The organism is Mesorhizobium sp. M0145 (assembly GCF_040322355.1).
Classification (GTDB): Bacteria; Pseudomonadota; Alphaproteobacteria; order Rhizobiales; family Rhizobiaceae; genus Mesorhizobium.
On record NZ_JAMYTK010000002.1, the window covers coordinates 233,448 to 246,437 of the forward strand.

General features: G+C 62.6%; 17 protein-coding genes and 1 pseudogene. 13 read left to right on the plus strand and 5 right to left on the minus strand.

The features are described from left to right. Window positions 1-31 precede the first annotated feature (31 nt). From NKJ28_RS06015 to NKJ28_RS06060, 10 genes and pseudogenes are all read left to right on the plus strand, one after another. Window positions 32-1,135, plus strand: a complete 1,104-nt coding sequence (locus NKJ28_RS06015; protein WP_352634539.1) for an inositol-3-phosphate synthase — start codon at window positions 32-34, stop codon at window positions 1,133-1,135. Next, on the plus strand, window positions 1,132-1,728 hold the full coding sequence (locus NKJ28_RS06020; RefSeq protein ID WP_352457423.1) for a histidine phosphatase family protein: 597 nt from the start codon (window positions 1,132-1,134) through the stop codon (window positions 1,726-1,728). The genes NKJ28_RS06015 and NKJ28_RS06020 overlap by 4 nt, the downstream gene beginning before the upstream one ends. Window positions 1,729-1,742: 14 nt before the next feature. Further along, a complete protein-coding gene (locus tag NKJ28_RS06025) occupies window positions 1,743-2,846 on the plus strand; it encodes a CgeB family protein (RefSeq protein WP_352634541.1) in 1,104 nt (367 codons plus the stop codon). Next, a complete protein-coding gene (locus NKJ28_RS06030; RefSeq protein ID WP_352634543.1) occupies window positions 2,846-3,646 on the plus strand; it encodes a nucleotidyltransferase family protein in 801 nt (266 codons plus the stop codon). The genes NKJ28_RS06025 and NKJ28_RS06030 overlap by 1 nt, the downstream gene beginning before the upstream one ends. 2 nt (window positions 3,647-3,648) lie before the next feature. After that, window positions 3,649-4,410: a TIGR04290 family methyltransferase gene (locus tag NKJ28_RS06035; protein ID WP_352634545.1), complete on the plus strand. Its 762-nt coding sequence runs from the start codon at window positions 3,649-3,651 to the stop codon at window positions 4,408-4,410. Continuing rightward, window positions 4,403-5,335 (plus strand): glycoside hydrolase 5 family protein, encoded by a 933-nt coding sequence (locus NKJ28_RS06040; RefSeq protein ID WP_352634547.1) that lies wholly within the window; start codon window positions 4,403-4,405, stop codon window positions 5,333-5,335. The genes NKJ28_RS06035 and NKJ28_RS06040 overlap by 8 nt, the downstream gene beginning before the upstream one ends. Window positions 5,336-5,357: 22 nt before the next feature. Continuing rightward, on the plus strand, window positions 5,358-6,422 hold the full coding sequence (locus NKJ28_RS06045) for a glycosyltransferase family 4 protein (RefSeq protein ID WP_352634549.1): 1,065 nt from the start codon (window positions 5,358-5,360) through the stop codon (window positions 6,420-6,422). Between the two features lie 7 nt (window positions 6,423-6,429). After that, a complete protein-coding gene (locus NKJ28_RS06050; protein WP_031211613.1) occupies window positions 6,430-7,419 on the plus strand; it encodes a GNAT family N-acetyltransferase in 990 nt (329 codons plus the stop codon). A gap of 59 nt (window positions 7,420-7,478) precedes the next feature. Continuing rightward, window positions 7,479-8,180 (plus strand): annotated as a pseudogene (locus tag NKJ28_RS06055) (class I SAM-dependent methyltransferase); the annotation flags it as partial. Window positions 8,181-8,405: 225 nt separating this feature from the next. After that, entirely contained in the window at window positions 8,406-8,624 is a 219-nt protein-coding gene (locus tag NKJ28_RS06060; protein WP_023676213.1) for a hypothetical protein, read from the plus strand. 188 nt (window positions 8,625-8,812) lie between these two features. Here the strand turns inward: NKJ28_RS06060 and NKJ28_RS06065 are convergent, their stop codons facing one another. Together NKJ28_RS06065 and NKJ28_RS06070 are read right to left on the minus strand one after the other, a co-directional pair. Then, window positions 8,813-8,941 carry a hypothetical protein gene (locus NKJ28_RS06065; RefSeq protein ID WP_352634551.1) on the minus strand — a complete coding sequence of 43 codons (129 nt, stop codon included), beginning with the start codon at window positions 8,939-8,941 and terminating at the stop codon, window positions 8,813-8,815. A 50-nt stretch (window positions 8,942-8,991) separates the two neighbouring features. Beyond that, window positions 8,992-9,555 (minus strand): sigma-70 family RNA polymerase sigma factor, encoded by a 564-nt coding sequence (locus tag NKJ28_RS06070; RefSeq protein ID WP_352634736.1) that lies wholly within the window; start codon window positions 9,553-9,555, stop codon window positions 8,992-8,994. Between the two features lie 311 nt (window positions 9,556-9,866). Here NKJ28_RS06070 and NKJ28_RS06075 point away from each other — a divergent pair, with 311 nt between their 5' ends. From NKJ28_RS06075 to NKJ28_RS06085, 3 genes are all read left to right on the plus strand, one after another. Continuing rightward, on the plus strand, window positions 9,867-10,070 hold the full coding sequence (locus NKJ28_RS06075; RefSeq protein WP_023676144.1) for a hypothetical protein: 204 nt from the start codon (window positions 9,867-9,869) through the stop codon (window positions 10,068-10,070). 125 nt (window positions 10,071-10,195) lie between these two features. After that, complete coding sequence (locus tag NKJ28_RS06080; protein WP_023676145.1) at window positions 10,196-10,489, plus strand: DUF982 domain-containing protein; 294 nt, start codon at window positions 10,196-10,198, stop codon at window positions 10,487-10,489. Window positions 10,490-10,559: 70 nt separating this feature from the next. Then, window positions 10,560-10,859 carry a DUF982 domain-containing protein gene (locus NKJ28_RS06085; RefSeq protein WP_023676146.1) on the plus strand — a complete coding sequence of 100 codons (300 nt, stop codon included), beginning with the start codon at window positions 10,560-10,562 and terminating at the stop codon, window positions 10,857-10,859. Window positions 10,860-10,891: 32 nt separating this feature from the next. On the opposite strand, the gene NKJ28_RS06090 is transcribed toward NKJ28_RS06085, so the two are convergent. The 3 genes from NKJ28_RS06090 to NKJ28_RS06100 form a co-directional block, all read right to left on the minus strand. Next, complete coding sequence (locus tag NKJ28_RS06090; RefSeq protein ID WP_352634554.1) at window positions 10,892-11,386, minus strand: hypothetical protein; 495 nt, start codon at window positions 11,384-11,386, stop codon at window positions 10,892-10,894. Window positions 11,387-11,576: 190 nt separating this feature from the next. Further along, a complete protein-coding gene (locus tag NKJ28_RS06095) occupies window positions 11,577-11,762 on the minus strand; it encodes a hypothetical protein (RefSeq protein WP_352451523.1) in 186 nt (61 codons plus the stop codon). An 84-nt stretch (window positions 11,763-11,846) separates the two neighbouring features. Continuing rightward, on the minus strand, window positions 11,847-12,677 hold the full coding sequence (locus tag NKJ28_RS06100; RefSeq protein WP_502899027.1) for an SIR2 family NAD-dependent protein deacylase: 831 nt from the start codon (window positions 12,675-12,677) through the stop codon (window positions 11,847-11,849). Window positions 12,678-12,990: the final 313 nt, after the last annotated feature.

Sequence of the window (12,990 nt, forward strand, 5' to 3'; positions counted from 1 at the left end):
ACTTACCTTCAACAGCATAGGCAGCGGTTTCGTGGGATCGAAGAAAGTTCGGATCGGAATAGTAGGCGTCGGCAACTGCGCCTCCTCCCTTATTCAGGGCATCACCTATTACCGTGACGCAAGGAGCAATGAGCCCATCCCCGGGCTGATGCATGCCGATCTTGGCGGCTACCATGTCAAAGACATCGAGGTGGTCTGCGCTTTCGATGTCGCCAAGGGCAAAGTCGGATGCGATGTGGCAGACGCGATCTACAGCGCGCCGAACAATACTTTCCGCTTTGCCGATGTGGCGGCTACCGGCGTTCGCGTCGAACGCGGGCCGACACTGGACGGCATCGGCAAATATCTGCGCGACGAGATCGCGGAGGCCGACGAGCCGGTCGCCGACGTCGGCAAGATCCTCGCCGAAAGCGGCGCCGAAATCCTGGTGTCCTATCTGCCTGTCGGTTCGGAGGAGGCAACGCGCTTTTATGCCGAGTGCGCGCTCGAGGCGGGCTGTGCCTTCGTCAACTGCATACCCGTCTTCATCGCCTCGCGGCCGGAGTGGCGCCGGCGCTTCGAGCAGCACGGCCTGCCGCTGATCGGCGACGACATCAAGAGCCAGGTCGGTGCGACGATCGTCCACCGGCTGCTCGCCAACCTGTTCCGCGAGCGCGGCGTGCGCATCGATCGCACCTACCAGCTCAATTTCGGCGGCAACACCGACTTCCTCAACATGCTGGAACGCGAGCGGCTGGAATCGAAGAAGATCTCAAAGACGCAATCCGTCACCAGCCAGATCGACGTTCCCCTGGAGCCCGGCAACATTCACGTCGGGCCGAGCGACCATGTGCCGTGGCTGACCGATCGCAAGTGGGCCTATATCCGGGTCGAAGGTACGACCTTCGGCGGTGTGCCGCTGAATGCCGAGCTCAAGCTGGAAGTGTGGGATTCGCCCAATTCGGCCGGCGTCGTCATCGATGCGGTGCGTTGCGCCAAGCTGGCGCTCGACCGCGGTATCGCGGGCGCGCTGACCGGTCCCTGCAGCTATTTCATGAAATCGCCGCCCGAGCAGTTCACCGACGCGGAAGCCCGCCAGCGCACGCTCTCTTTCATCGCCGGCAAGGACGAGCCGATGCTCGATGCGGCGGAATGACGACGACGTTCTTTCTGGTGCGCCACGCCGCGCACGACAATGTCGGCTGTTATCTTGCCGGACGGATGGCCGGCGTTTGCCTCGGCGAAGCCGGCAAGGCACAGGCCTCGCATCTGGCAGACCGCATGGCACGCGAGGCGATAGCGGCAATCTTCTGCAGCCCGCGCGAACGCACGCAGGAGACTGCCAATCCGATCGCGCTCGCCTGCAATGCCGGTGAAATCGTGATCCGCGAGGAACTCGATGAGATCGACTTCGGCACCTGGTCGGGAAAGACCTTCGAAGAGCTGAACCAGGATGCCGACTGGCGGGTGTGGAACGACCGGCGTCAGCAGGCGAGAACACCGAGCGGCGAGACCATGCTGGACGTGCAGCAACGCGTCGTCTCATTGATCGAGCAGGTCCGCGGCACCTACCAGAACCAGGGCGTCGCACTGGTCAGCCATGCCGACGTCATCAAGGCCGCCGTGTGCAAGGTGCTCGGCCTGTCGCTGGGAAACTGCTTTCGCTTCGATATCGACCCAGCGTCGATCACCACGGTTGTTTGGGGGGACTGGGGGTCGAACCTGATCAGACTCAACGAAGCTGCCTGACGAGGAATTGCCGGATGCGCATGGTCATTTTCGGTCTTACCGTGACATCGTCGTGGGGCAATGGGCACGCCACGCTGTGGCGCGGATTGATCCGGGCGATGGCCGGGCTGGGCTGGTCTATCACCTTCTTCGAACGCAACACTCCCTATTATGCCGGGACGCGCGACCTCGACCAGTTGGATGGCGGCAACCTCGTCCTTTACCCGGATTGGCAGGACATCCAGCGCGTTGCCGAGCAGGCGATGAACGAGGCCGATGTGGTCATCGTCACCTCCTATTGCCCCGATGCCGTGAGCGCGTCGCGCCTTGCCCACCAGGCCTGTCGCGGGCTGAAGGTGTTCTACGATCTGGATACGCCGGTGACGCTGGCGCGGATCGAACAAGGTGAGCCTCCGGCCTATTTCGGGCCGGAAGGGCTTCGCGATTTCGATCTCGTGCTGAGCTACACGGGAGGAACCGCGATCGACGCATTGAGGTCGATGCTGGGTGCGCGCCGCGTCATGCCGCTCTACGGCCATGTCGATCCAGAGCGACACCGGCCCGCCCCGCCCAGGCCGGAGTTTGCCGGCGACCTTTCCTATCTCGGGACCTATGCGGCAGACCGCCAGGCCGGGGTCGAGAGGCTGCTGGTCAGTCCGGCTGCGCGCCTGCCGGAGCGCCGTTTCATCATTGGCGGCGCACAATATCCGCAGGAATTCCCGTGGAGCGACAATATTTTCTTCGTCCGGCATCTGCCGCCCGCCGACCACCCCGCCTTCTTTTCATCATCACGGCTGACCCTGAACGTGACCCGCGAGGCGATGGCAGAAAGGGGCTGGTGCCCATCCGGCCGGCTGTTCGAGGCTGCCGCTTGCGGTGCCGCGATGGTGAGCGACACATGGCCGGGACTGGAGGCCTTTTTCCGGCCCGGCGAAGAGATCGTCGTGGCGAACAGCACCGACGACGTGGTCGCCGCGCTCGACCTGTCCGACGCCGAGCTTGACGCGATCCGCCGCCGAGCGCGCGAGCGGGTGCTCGACGAACACACCTCGGCGCGGCGCGCGAAGGAATTCGACCGCATCCTGTCCGATGCACTGCACGGCTCCACGCATGGCGAGCCGTTGAAGGAGGCAGTTTGATGTTGGGCATCGTGCCCGCAGCCGGACGGGGAAGCCGCATCCAGCCGCTCGGCTTTTCGAAGGAGCTTCTGCCGGTCGGCAGCCGCATCGACGGCAACACCGAGCGGCCTTGCGCGGTCAGCGAATACCTGGTGCGCCGCATGGTGCGCGCGGGGGCCGACAAGATCTGCTTCGTCATCGGCTCGGGTAAGTCGGATATCCTCGAATATTATTCTGCCGGCTATGCCGACGCGACTGCGCTGTTTGTGGTGCAGCCCTCTCCGGTCGGCCTTTGCGACGCCATCTTCCGTGCCGCACCGCTCGTCACAGCCGATGAGACCGTTCTGGTCGGGTTGCCCGATACAATCTGGTTTCCCGAAGACGGCTTCCTGGCCCTCCCGGACGACGGCCTGTCCTTCCTGCTGTTTCCGGTGGACCAGCCGGAGTTCTTCGATGCCGTCGTTGTCGACCAGGACGACCGGGTGAAGCAAATCCAGGTCAAGCAGCAGAATGCCCAATCGAACTGGATCTGGGGTGCGTTCAAGATGCCCGGCCGCACCCTTCACCAGCTCGCCGCGCTGTGGCGGGAACGGGACCGGTGCGACGAATATATCGGCACGCTGGTCAATGCCTATCTCGCCGCCGGAGGCGATGCCTATGGCATCAAGGCTGGCACCGCCTATGTCGACGTCGGCACCTTCAACGGCTACCGCACCGCACTTCGCCTGCTTGAAAGCGCCGGCGGTACCAAGGACGACCAAGTCGCCAATACGCGGCCCGGCCACCAGCACGTCCCTGTCCTCGCAGGCGAAGGAGGCTAGCCATGCTGCATTCCGATGCCGAAATCCGCCGCCGTATCGATGCGCTCGGCCCATGGTTCCACAATATGGAACTGGCCGGCGTCGAAACCGCTCCCGATCATTTCCTCGGCAATTACCCACTGATCAAATGGCGCAAATTCGCCGACGCCATTCCCGCCGATCTTTCCGGCAAGGCGGTGCTCGACATAGGCTGCAATGCGGGTTTCTATTCGATCGAGATGAAACGCCGCGGCGCCGGCCGCGTGCTTGGCATCGATTTCGATGAGGCTTACCTGGCGCAGGCGCGCTTTGCCGCTGAGGTAGCAGACTGCGACATCGAATTCCGGCAGATCTCGGTCTACGACGTTGGCGCCCTGCATGAGCGGTTCGACATCGTGCTGTTCATGGGGGTGCTCTACCATTTGCGCCATCCCTTGCTCGCACTCGATCTGATCCGGGAGCACGTCGCCCGGGACCTGATGATCTTCCAGTCGATGCAGCGCGGCAGCACCAACGTGCCGGCGCTCGAGCAGAATTATCATTTCTGGACCCACGATCTGTTCGACCGGCCGGAGTTCCCAAAGCTGCATTTCATCGAGCATCGCTATGCCGACGACCCGACCAACTGGTGGATTCCCAATCGCGCCTGCACCGAAGCCATGCTGCGCAGCGCCGGCTTCGAGATCGTGCTGCAACCGGAGCAGGAGGTCTATTTCTGCCGCACCGCCGACGTACCGGCCGGCGGCGGCGCCGTCTACCCGTCGAAAGGACCGACAAATGATTGAAGCCGCGATGATCTGGAACGAGCCCAACAACAAATCCCACTGGAATCCCGAGCTCGACCCCGACTGGAGCCGCTTCGCCGCTACGGCAATCCTGGCCGCCGACGCGATCGCGTTGGAGAATCCGGCCTTGACCAAAGTCCTTGGCGGCATCTCGCCAATCGATGCCGGCTTCATGACACGGATGAAGGAATTCGGCGTGCTCGATCATGTCGACGCGGTCGCCGTGCACGGCTTTCCGCTCGACTGGAACCTCTGGCAGATCCACGAATGGCCGCAGAAGATCGGCGAGATTTCGGCTGTCACCGATCTTCCGGTATGGGTCAGCGAGGTCGGCGTGTCGACCTTCGGCGCCGAGGAGGTACAGGTCTGGGGCCTGCGCCGGACCGCGGAATTGCTGATCGGCAACGCACCGCGCATCCAATGGTACAGCCTCTACGACCTGCCGCGCGAGTGGGAAGCGACGACGCGCCATCGCGAGGCGGAAGGCTCGTCTTACTACCGCCATTTCTACATGGGCCTGCTCCGCCAGGACGGCACGCCAAAGCCCGCGCTCGAGGAGTTCCTGCACCACACGCCGGCATTAGGACTGGTGCAGTGGTTCCATTTCGAAGATCACCGGCTGGGTGACGCCGTCGCCTGGATGAAACGGCTCGGCGTCACCAATCTGCGCACCGGGCTTTCCTGGGCCGACAGCTTCAGGCCGAACGCACTTGACTGGTTCGACCGGCAGATGGAGGCTTTGGCCGACTTCGACGTGACGGTTACTTTCTGCTTCACGCCGGAACACCGCGGAATGATGCCGCACCACAGCAGTCCGCCGCTGGTGCCGGAGGAATTCGCCGACTTCTGCGCGGCAATGACGCGCCGATATGCCGGCAGCATCGCTGCCCCTTCGGTCGGCAGGCTGCGCGCCTCCGCAGCGTGACGGGATTCGGCCCCGCCCAGCCATGACGCTCACCGTCCTCAACGTCGCCTATCCCCTCGCCCCGGTCGGGCCGGATGCGGTCGGTGGTGCCGAGCAGGTGCTGTCGATGCTGGACCAGGCGCTCGTACAGGCCGGACACCGCTCGATCGTGATCGGCTGCCAGGGCTCGAGCGCTGCGGGTGTCCTCATCGAGACGCCGGCCGAACCGGGCGTGCTCGATGAAGCGGCGAGGCACCGGGCGCAGCGTGCTCATTGCGCCGCAATTGCTACCGCGCGCGCGCGTTGGCCGATCGACGTGTTCCATTTGCACGGCATCGATTTCGACGCCTATTTGCCGGGCGACGGGCCGACATTGGTGACCTTGCATTTGCCGCTCGACTGGTATCCGGCCGACGCTCTTAGTCCGACGCGAAACGATCTGTGGCTGCATGCTGTATCGGCGGCTCAGCAAAGAACCGCACCACCCGGCGCCAGGCTGATCAAACCGATCCCCAACGGGGTGGACGTCGACGCGCTGAGCGAACCGCAGGCCAAACACGACTTTGCGCTCGTGCTCAGCCGCGTCTGCCCGGAAAAGGGCATCCATCTGGCGCTGGACGCAGCCAAGAAGGCCAGCGTGCCGCTGGTCATCGGTGGCAAGGTCTACCCCTATGAAACGCACACAGCGTATTTTCGCGACGAGGTCGAACCCCGGCTGGACGACCGCCGCCGCTTCCTTGGTCCGCTCGGCTTTGTCGCCAAGCGGCGCCTGCTGAACACAGCCCGCTGCCTAGTCATCCCGAGCCTTGCCGCGGAAACCAGTTCGCTCGTCGCCATGGAGGCGCTCGCCTGCGGCACCCCCGTGGTGGCCTTCCCGAATGGCGCACTGCCGGATGTGGTCGAGCACGGCAAGACCGGGTATCTGGTCGGGGATGTCGACGAGATGGCCGAAGCCATCGCTGCCGCACCCAGCCTGGACCCCGAGACGTGCCGGGCCGAGGCGCGGCGGCGCTTTTCACTCGACCGCATGGTTTCCTCCTACATGGACGCCTATCGGGCGCTGGCACGGCTCGGCACAGACAGCGGGCAGCTCGCGACGGCAAAGTGAGCGCGACATGCTCCGCAGTGAGATCATAGACGATCCGGCGGACCTCGAAGCCCTCGAGCCGCACTGGTGGGAACTTTGGTCGCGCAGTCCCTCGGCGACGCCGTTCCAGTCTCCCGCATGGTTGCTGCCATGGTGGCGGACATTTGCTCCCGGCGAGCTAGCGACGGTCGCCATCTGGCGTGGCGACGATCTGGTCGGCCTGGCGCCACTCTATCTGGAACGCCACGACGCCGGCGCGCGATTGCTTCCGCTCGGCATTTCGTTGAGCGACTATCTGGATGTCCTTTGTCTTCCCGAGATCGCCGAACCGGTCGGCGCAGTCATCGGTGGCGCCGTTCTTTCCGTCGGCTGGTCACAGTGGATCTTGCAGGACCTGCCTCCCGGCGGCGCCGGCCTTGCCATCAGGCATGCCGCGCTCGAATCGTGCCAAGCCGTCGGTCACGCCGCTTGCCCGGTGCTCGCCCTCGCCGGCGACCAGACGCTTCAAGGCTGCGTTCCGGCGCGGCGGAGGCGCCAATTGCGCCGCGCCCACAGGGCCGCGTCGAGACGCGGCAGTGTCTCCATCGAACCCGCTTTGTCCGATCCGCAGACATTCCTCGACCACCTGATCCGCCTTCACCGCGCGCGCTGGGCCGGACACGGCGACGGCGTTCTGTCCGATTCCCGCGTGGAAGCATTCCACCGTCAGGCGCTGCCGCAGCTGGTCGCACAGGTACTTGCCCGATGCTGGCTTATCACGATCGGTAACGCGATCGTGGGCGCCTATTACGGGTTCCATCATCGGGGCCGCGCTTGCGCTTACCTCGGTGGCTTCGATCCGGCCTATGCCGAGGAAAGTCCCGGCGCGCTGCTCATCGGCCAAGCGATAAGGCAGGCGATCTGCGAAGGCGCGGAAGAGTTCGATTTTCTGCGCGGACAAGAGGCCTACAAGTACAGCTGGGGCGCCGTAGACCGGTGGACGATGCGCAAGATCTGGACGCGGAGCAAAGGGCGATGAGCGCGACCCAGCCGGAATCTCGGCGGTCGACATCAGCAAGGCGGGTGCTGGAGGATTGCATGGCAGACGGTGCCGGCGTCGAAGCCGTCATCGCAAGGCTGGCTCTCCGTTTCGAGACAGGAATCGATGCTGCAGAATTGGCGAAGATTGCGCAAAACACGCACTCGGCTGACCCGCGAAACACGGCAAAACTGCAACGGATTGCCGACCTGCTGCGGCGCAGGCCCGAGATATTCGCCACGCTGCGCAAAACAGGTGGTGCCGTTCGGCACGAGCGTGGCGAGGACGAGACCGACGATGCGGTCGTCAAGCGGCTGGCGGCCGGGTTTGACGCGGCGGCGGCGATCTCCCCGGCGGCGAGCGTCCAGCTGTCATCGCTGGGCAATGAGGAAAAGCTCTCTGCCGCTACGGCTGAGATCGTTGCATGGCTGGAGAGGCGAGGCTTTACCGGCACTGACCGCGACATACTGGATATCGGCTGTGGTATCGGTCGGTTCGAACAGGCGCTCTCCGCTCTGTCGCGCCGGATCGTCGGCAGCGATATATCCCCAGCGATGATCTCGATCGCCCGCCGGCGATGCGCCGGGCTCGGCAATGTAGAATTCCGCCCTACGCGCGGTTTCGATCTTGCCGATTTTTGCGATGCCAGCTTCGACCGCGTGCTGGCCGTCGACAGCTTTCCCTATCTGGTGCTGGCCGGCCTTGCGGAGCGACATTTCGTGGAAATCGCGCGCGTGCTGAAGAGGCCGGGCATGGCCGCGCTTTTGAATTATTCATATCGCGGATCGCCGGCGCTGGATCGCGCCGATGTCCATAACTTCGCCAACGCAAATGGCATGCAAGTCCTCGTCGACGGCGAAAAGCCTTTCCGGCACTGGGACGGCGATGCCTTCCTGCTTACGATTTCCATCGGAACATTGCGGCCCAACGCTGGTTCGGATGCCGAACGGGAAAAGCCGCTATTCGACAGTATGAAGGAGAACAAGATGGCGTCCGGCAGCAAGAAGCACATCGGTCGCGGCAGTCACGGCAAAGGCGCTGGCGCTGGCGCGATGACCGATCTTCCCAAGGACAAGATCGGAGAGAACGCCGTTCTGTCCAACAGAGACAAGAAGCAGCACACCAAGGAGCGTGGGCTCGACGGCAATCGGGTCAAGTCCGAGCAGTACCAGGATCATTCAGCGGATCGGCGGCCTGAAGACTGATCGTTGCGGCAGCATATGGCTTGCAGCCGGCGAGCAATTGAAACGCAGCGAGAGCCCAACCGCTGACGAAGCTGTGCAAGGACCGATGCCGGTCGCATGGACGCCCTGCAAATTCTTGCAAACTCGCACTGTTGCCACCAGAGTGAGGTGAAGGAACCAACATTTGCCAAGAGAACGCGATGTCTCGCTCAAGGGAAGATTCCGGCAGCAGGCGTGCCGATCTGACGATAGATCGGGAAATCGCTTCCTTGCTTGCGGCCATCGAACAGGAAAGGGTTCCTGACCGGCTGACCAAACTTGCGATCGAGTTGCAGCATGCGCTTATCGAAAGGCGCTTGCGCGAGACCAGCAACTAACGTGACGTGTATTAGCGGCGCCTCTCGGCTTCGAAGTCCAGCTGTCCTTCGGACAGATAGCTGCGCCTTTCCATCAGGGTTCGCGAGGAACTTTCGCCAAGGTATTCCAGCACGCCGGCGCGTGCCCTGTTGAGCCGGCTCTTCACGGTTCCCACCGCGCAACCGCATATTTCGGCGGTTTCCTCGTAGCTGACGCCCAGAACGCCTATCAACATCAGAACCTCGCGCTGGTGCTCGGGAAGGCTCTGGATGGCCTGGTGGACCTCCTTGCCCTGTACGGACCATTCCTGCGTCGCTTCCGAGATCGGCCGCAGCGAAGCGCAGTCGAGCAGGCCGGGCGCTTCCCTCACCGCGGCCCTGACACGCGTGTAGTAGGTGTTGCGCATGATCGTGAAGAGCCATGACTTCATGCGCGTTCCAGCTTCGAACTTGTCAATGTTGGCCAAGCCCTTGGTCAGCGTCTCCTGGACCAGGTCGTCGGCATCATCGGGAGTGCGGCAGAAGGTGCGGGCGAAAGCCCTCAAAGCGGGTATGAGGTCGACGATGGAAACTTCTTCGGTTTCGCGAGTCGCCAAGGCGTAGGCTGTAGGTGGCAATGGTCCAGCTCCCGTCCAGAATGAGTTCGTGAGCGCAGACCAGTTAAATGCATTGGGCGAAAGATCGTTCCGGCTGGCGAAAATCACCCGGATCGGGAACCGGAGCGGCTTGGCTGGGCAACCCAGCCGGCGGTGATATTTTTGACGGAACAACCACCGGTATCGCGGAGTTGGAATCCAGGCCGTCCGAAAATCCGGGGCGCCGCCATTGGCGTGTCGAAACGCGATTTTCGCAGCGAGCCTGGGCCGCCACCTCAAGGACAGTCCGCCACCTCAAAACAGGAGGAACCATGACAGGAAACAAGCACGCCAAAGGCAAAACGCCGGCCGATAGCGACCTTGCCAACGATCCCGGCATCGGCAGTTCCAAGGGCACGATCAAGGAGGGCGACCGGCTCGATCAGGGCGACAACACGTTCGAAGGCGATGTCGAGAACGACACCACGCCTCAAGGCGGTATCAATCCCCGGCAAAAGATGCGGACCAACAAGTGACGCCAGCATCGGCCGGCGCACGATCGAACAAACCCGCTGCAACCCGTGCAGCAATCCCGCGTTAAAGGGCATGGGCCTCGCGTCCGCCCAGCGTTGATGCGGCAGGCTCTTTCGCGGAGACACAGATGACAAAAAAATCGTTTGGCCGCCCCGTTCCAATTCTCGTCGGCCTTGGTTTCCCTCGCCATGTCGAAAATATCTGGCAGGCCTATGACGTCTTGAACGAATGGCCGAGCCGCGGCCCGGCGCACAAGGCGGCGTTCGACGCCTGTCGCGCCGGGCTGGCTGACGAGGTCGATGCCGAGACCGTGCGCGCGGCGTTCGAAGCATTCGCCCGCAAGGCGGGCATTCTGGCGCACGATGTCGCCGCCGAAATACCAGCAGGCACCAATCCCACTGCGGTTCGCGACGTCGGCTAAAATGCCCAGCAGGCCATGTGACCCGCTGAGGCTAATTTATATCAAGGGTGGTTAAATCGGGAGGACCGCCATGCTGGAGATAAAGTTCGATGCTCCGGTTTGCATCTACTTCGGCAAGCCGGGACGATCGCGAATGGTCAGCTCCGTTTTCGAGGCTTCTTACTGCCTCAAAAGCGAGAAATGGCCTGCCCGCAATGCCCCGTTGTCGCTGATGGCGGGGGATGCATTGGATGGCGCCCAGATCGGCCAGATTACGGCAGCGGAAGCCCGCGAAGCGTTTATCGACGCGGCTTTGGAAGCGAAGATTCTTGTCGAAGGCGAGCCGCATGACACACATGCCCGGACAGCCTTCATGCCGGACGGCGGGTGAACCGGCAGGCTGCTTCCCCGCAGAGCCGTTTATCACGAATGGCTGGCTTCCTCGGCCTTTTTCTCCCGCTGCTGCCTGAGGACCTCGTCGGTTCCGACCAGCTTCTTCGATCCGCCGGGGATCGCGGTGGAAACAACAGCCGGCGGGTCGCTTGCGGGGAAAGAATCCTCCAGACCCGCCTGCAGCTGGTCTTCCAGCGTCTGCGGCTCTTCCGAGCGGCCAGGGGTCCTTCGGGTGTCTACATTCTCCAGCGGCTGTGTCATGTCCGGTGAAGACCTGACTTCTCGAATCCAGCCATAGAGCTGTTCGATGGCAAATTCCTTCATTGTGTCGAAATCGGCCTTTTCGTCACGCGATGCCTCGATTTGGTCAACCATGGTCTTCTCGAACCGTTCGAGGCTCTCGCTTCCACACGCTCGGCAGAGACGCACCAGCGCCTCGCGCAGTATGAGCGGCGCAAAGTGCGATGTCGCCTCGAGCCTGAGCTGCTGCAAACGCTCGGGGGTAGCGGCTTGGAACTTCGACATGCTCGACCTCTCGCCTTGTGGAGCATGTCAACGAAAATTGTCGGCGGATGTTCCATCGGTGGTGGCCGGTGCATCGCTTGATCCTCAGCGGTGCGCGCCACCACCGACTGACATGCGGATACCGAGACCGACGACGAAGCAGCTGTGCCGGATGACCGTCCCGGCCGCCCGCTATGTAGAACCCATGCGGCTACTTCGGCCCGGATTCGCCAGATGCCTTGGTGCCATCGTTGGACCTGCCGGCATTTCGCATCATCTTGAGTGCTTCGTCCCTGGTCAGGCCGCACCTGCGGGCAAAGAAATTGACCTCATAGGCCTGCTCGGCCGATAGGCCGTCTTTGGCATGCACTCTGCGCTTGTGTTTGCGTCCGCTCATACAGGCTTGATCCCGTGAGACTTAGCCTCCCCAACTCACATCGGGCCAACCGGTTCCCCACTGCTTCGTCGCTGCGCAGGCTTTTCAGGCGCCGTCGGGCCGGCCGACCTTGTCCTTGAGTTCGTTCAGGAATGCGAGCAGCGCGTCCTCAGGATCGTCGGCCGCTTCGGTCAGCATATCGATGCCCCAGCGGCCGAGGACAGCCTCCTGGACGATGCTCGGCTGCGACATGAAGATGAAGGATTTCGGGCGATTCTTGTCATAGCCGGAGCGGCGCCAGGTCTGCCAAAGCCGGTGCAGCAGCAGACGGATGTTCATGTCGGACATGCTGTAGCCGATGAACAGGATGGTGCGCCCGAGCGCGTCGGCCCGAAATTTCACGTCGAGCGGCGAATCGAACGACAGCCGGTCGAAATAGTCGGTCTCCGCCAGGACCAAAGATTTGTCGTCGTCGAAATCGCCGTGGAATTTGATGATCTGCGTCACCTCGCCAGTGGCCTTGGGCAAATCCTTCGCATTGGCCACTTTCACAAAGGGCCGGCTATGGATCTCGAAGGCAACTTCGAGATTTCGGTCGTAGTTTGTCGTGTAGATGATCGGAAAATCGAGCGACACGATGAGTTTGTGGATCGCCGAGCCCTGCACTTTCTCCCGCGAGACGCTCCATTCACGATCCATCCAGCTGCGCAAAGGGCCGAGGCTCCCCTGCTTCAGCCGGTAGTATTCGGCAAGCGCCTGATAGCTGGCCTCCGGCGCACCGATCGTATCCTCGTCCAGACCGAGCTCTTTTTGCATGTGTTCGATGAGCTTTTGCCAGGACGGCAAGCCGACGCTCATCGACACCCCGGCTCCAACGAACAAGATAGCTCGTCGCTCTTTCACCGATTGAGCCAGTTGCTCGACTGCAGACAGCATTCGACACAACTGCGATAGGTGCCGCTCCGTTCCAGCCGAGCCCGGACCACCGGGAATAGATTTACTTCCGACTTGAGTGCTAACATTCGGATCGGCTGTCCCGAGCGCCCGGCCGCCGACTTTGGCCAACCGAATCCGACATTTATTTCGTTGCATTTGGCACTTCTGCGCCGCTCACGCGTTGGAGAGTGTTCAACAAACACGGCGCAGCTGCAGCTAATGGAGCTCTGCGCCAACGTCGGCAAACTCGACAGCCAATGAGGCAAGCGCGACTGGTGGCGGCGAAAAAAAGGGGAAAGAGGCCATTGGCTGC

Bases quoted from the DNA above. Each gene is read 5' to 3' on its own strand.
- NKJ28_RS06095 (WP_352451523.1), bottom strand. From the start codon at position 11,762: ATGAGCGGACGCAAACACAAGCGCAGAGTGCATGCCAAAGACGGCCTA.
- NKJ28_RS06025 (WP_352634541.1), top strand. From the start codon at position 1,743: ATGCGCATGGTCATTTTCGGTCTTACCGTGACATCGTCGTGGGGCAAT.
- NKJ28_RS06085 (WP_023676146.1), top strand. From the start codon at position 10,560: ATGCTGGAGATAAAGTTCGATGCTCCGGTTTGCATCTACTTCGGCAAG.
- NKJ28_RS06040 (WP_352634547.1), top strand. From the start codon at position 4,403: ATGATTGAAGCCGCGATGATCTGGAACGAGCCCAACAACAAATCCCAC.
- NKJ28_RS06080 (WP_023676145.1), top strand. From the start codon at position 10,196: ATGACAAAAAAATCGTTTGGCCGCCCCGTTCCAATTCTCGTCGGCCTT.
- NKJ28_RS06100 (WP_502899027.1), bottom strand. From the start codon at position 12,677: ATGCTGTCTGCAGTCGAGCAACTGGCTCAATCGGTGAAAGAGCGACGA.
- NKJ28_RS06090 (WP_352634554.1), bottom strand. From the start codon at position 11,386: ATGTCGAAGTTCCAAGCCGCTACCCCCGAGCGTTTGCAGCAGCTCAGG.
- NKJ28_RS06075 (WP_023676144.1), top strand. From the start codon at position 9,867: ATGACAGGAAACAAGCACGCCAAAGGCAAAACGCCGGCCGATAGCGAC.
- NKJ28_RS06030 (WP_352634543.1), top strand. From the start codon at position 2,846: ATGTTGGGCATCGTGCCCGCAGCCGGACGGGGAAGCCGCATCCAGCCG.
- NKJ28_RS06050 (WP_031211613.1), top strand. From the start codon at position 6,430: ATGCTCCGCAGTGAGATCATAGACGATCCGGCGGACCTCGAAGCCCTC.
- NKJ28_RS06060 (WP_023676213.1), top strand. From the start codon at position 8,406: ATGGCGTCCGGCAGCAAGAAGCACATCGGTCGCGGCAGTCACGGCAAA.
- NKJ28_RS06020 (WP_352457423.1), top strand. From the start codon at position 1,132: ATGACGACGACGTTCTTTCTGGTGCGCCACGCCGCGCACGACAATGTC.
- NKJ28_RS06035 (WP_352634545.1), top strand. From the start codon at position 3,649: ATGCTGCATTCCGATGCCGAAATCCGCCGCCGTATCGATGCGCTCGGC.
- NKJ28_RS06065 (WP_352634551.1), bottom strand. From the start codon at position 8,941: ATGCTGCAACTCGATCGCAAGTTTGGTCAGCCGGTCAGGAACCCTTTC.
- NKJ28_RS06045 (WP_352634549.1), top strand. From the start codon at position 5,358: ATGACGCTCACCGTCCTCAACGTCGCCTATCCCCTCGCCCCGGTCGGG.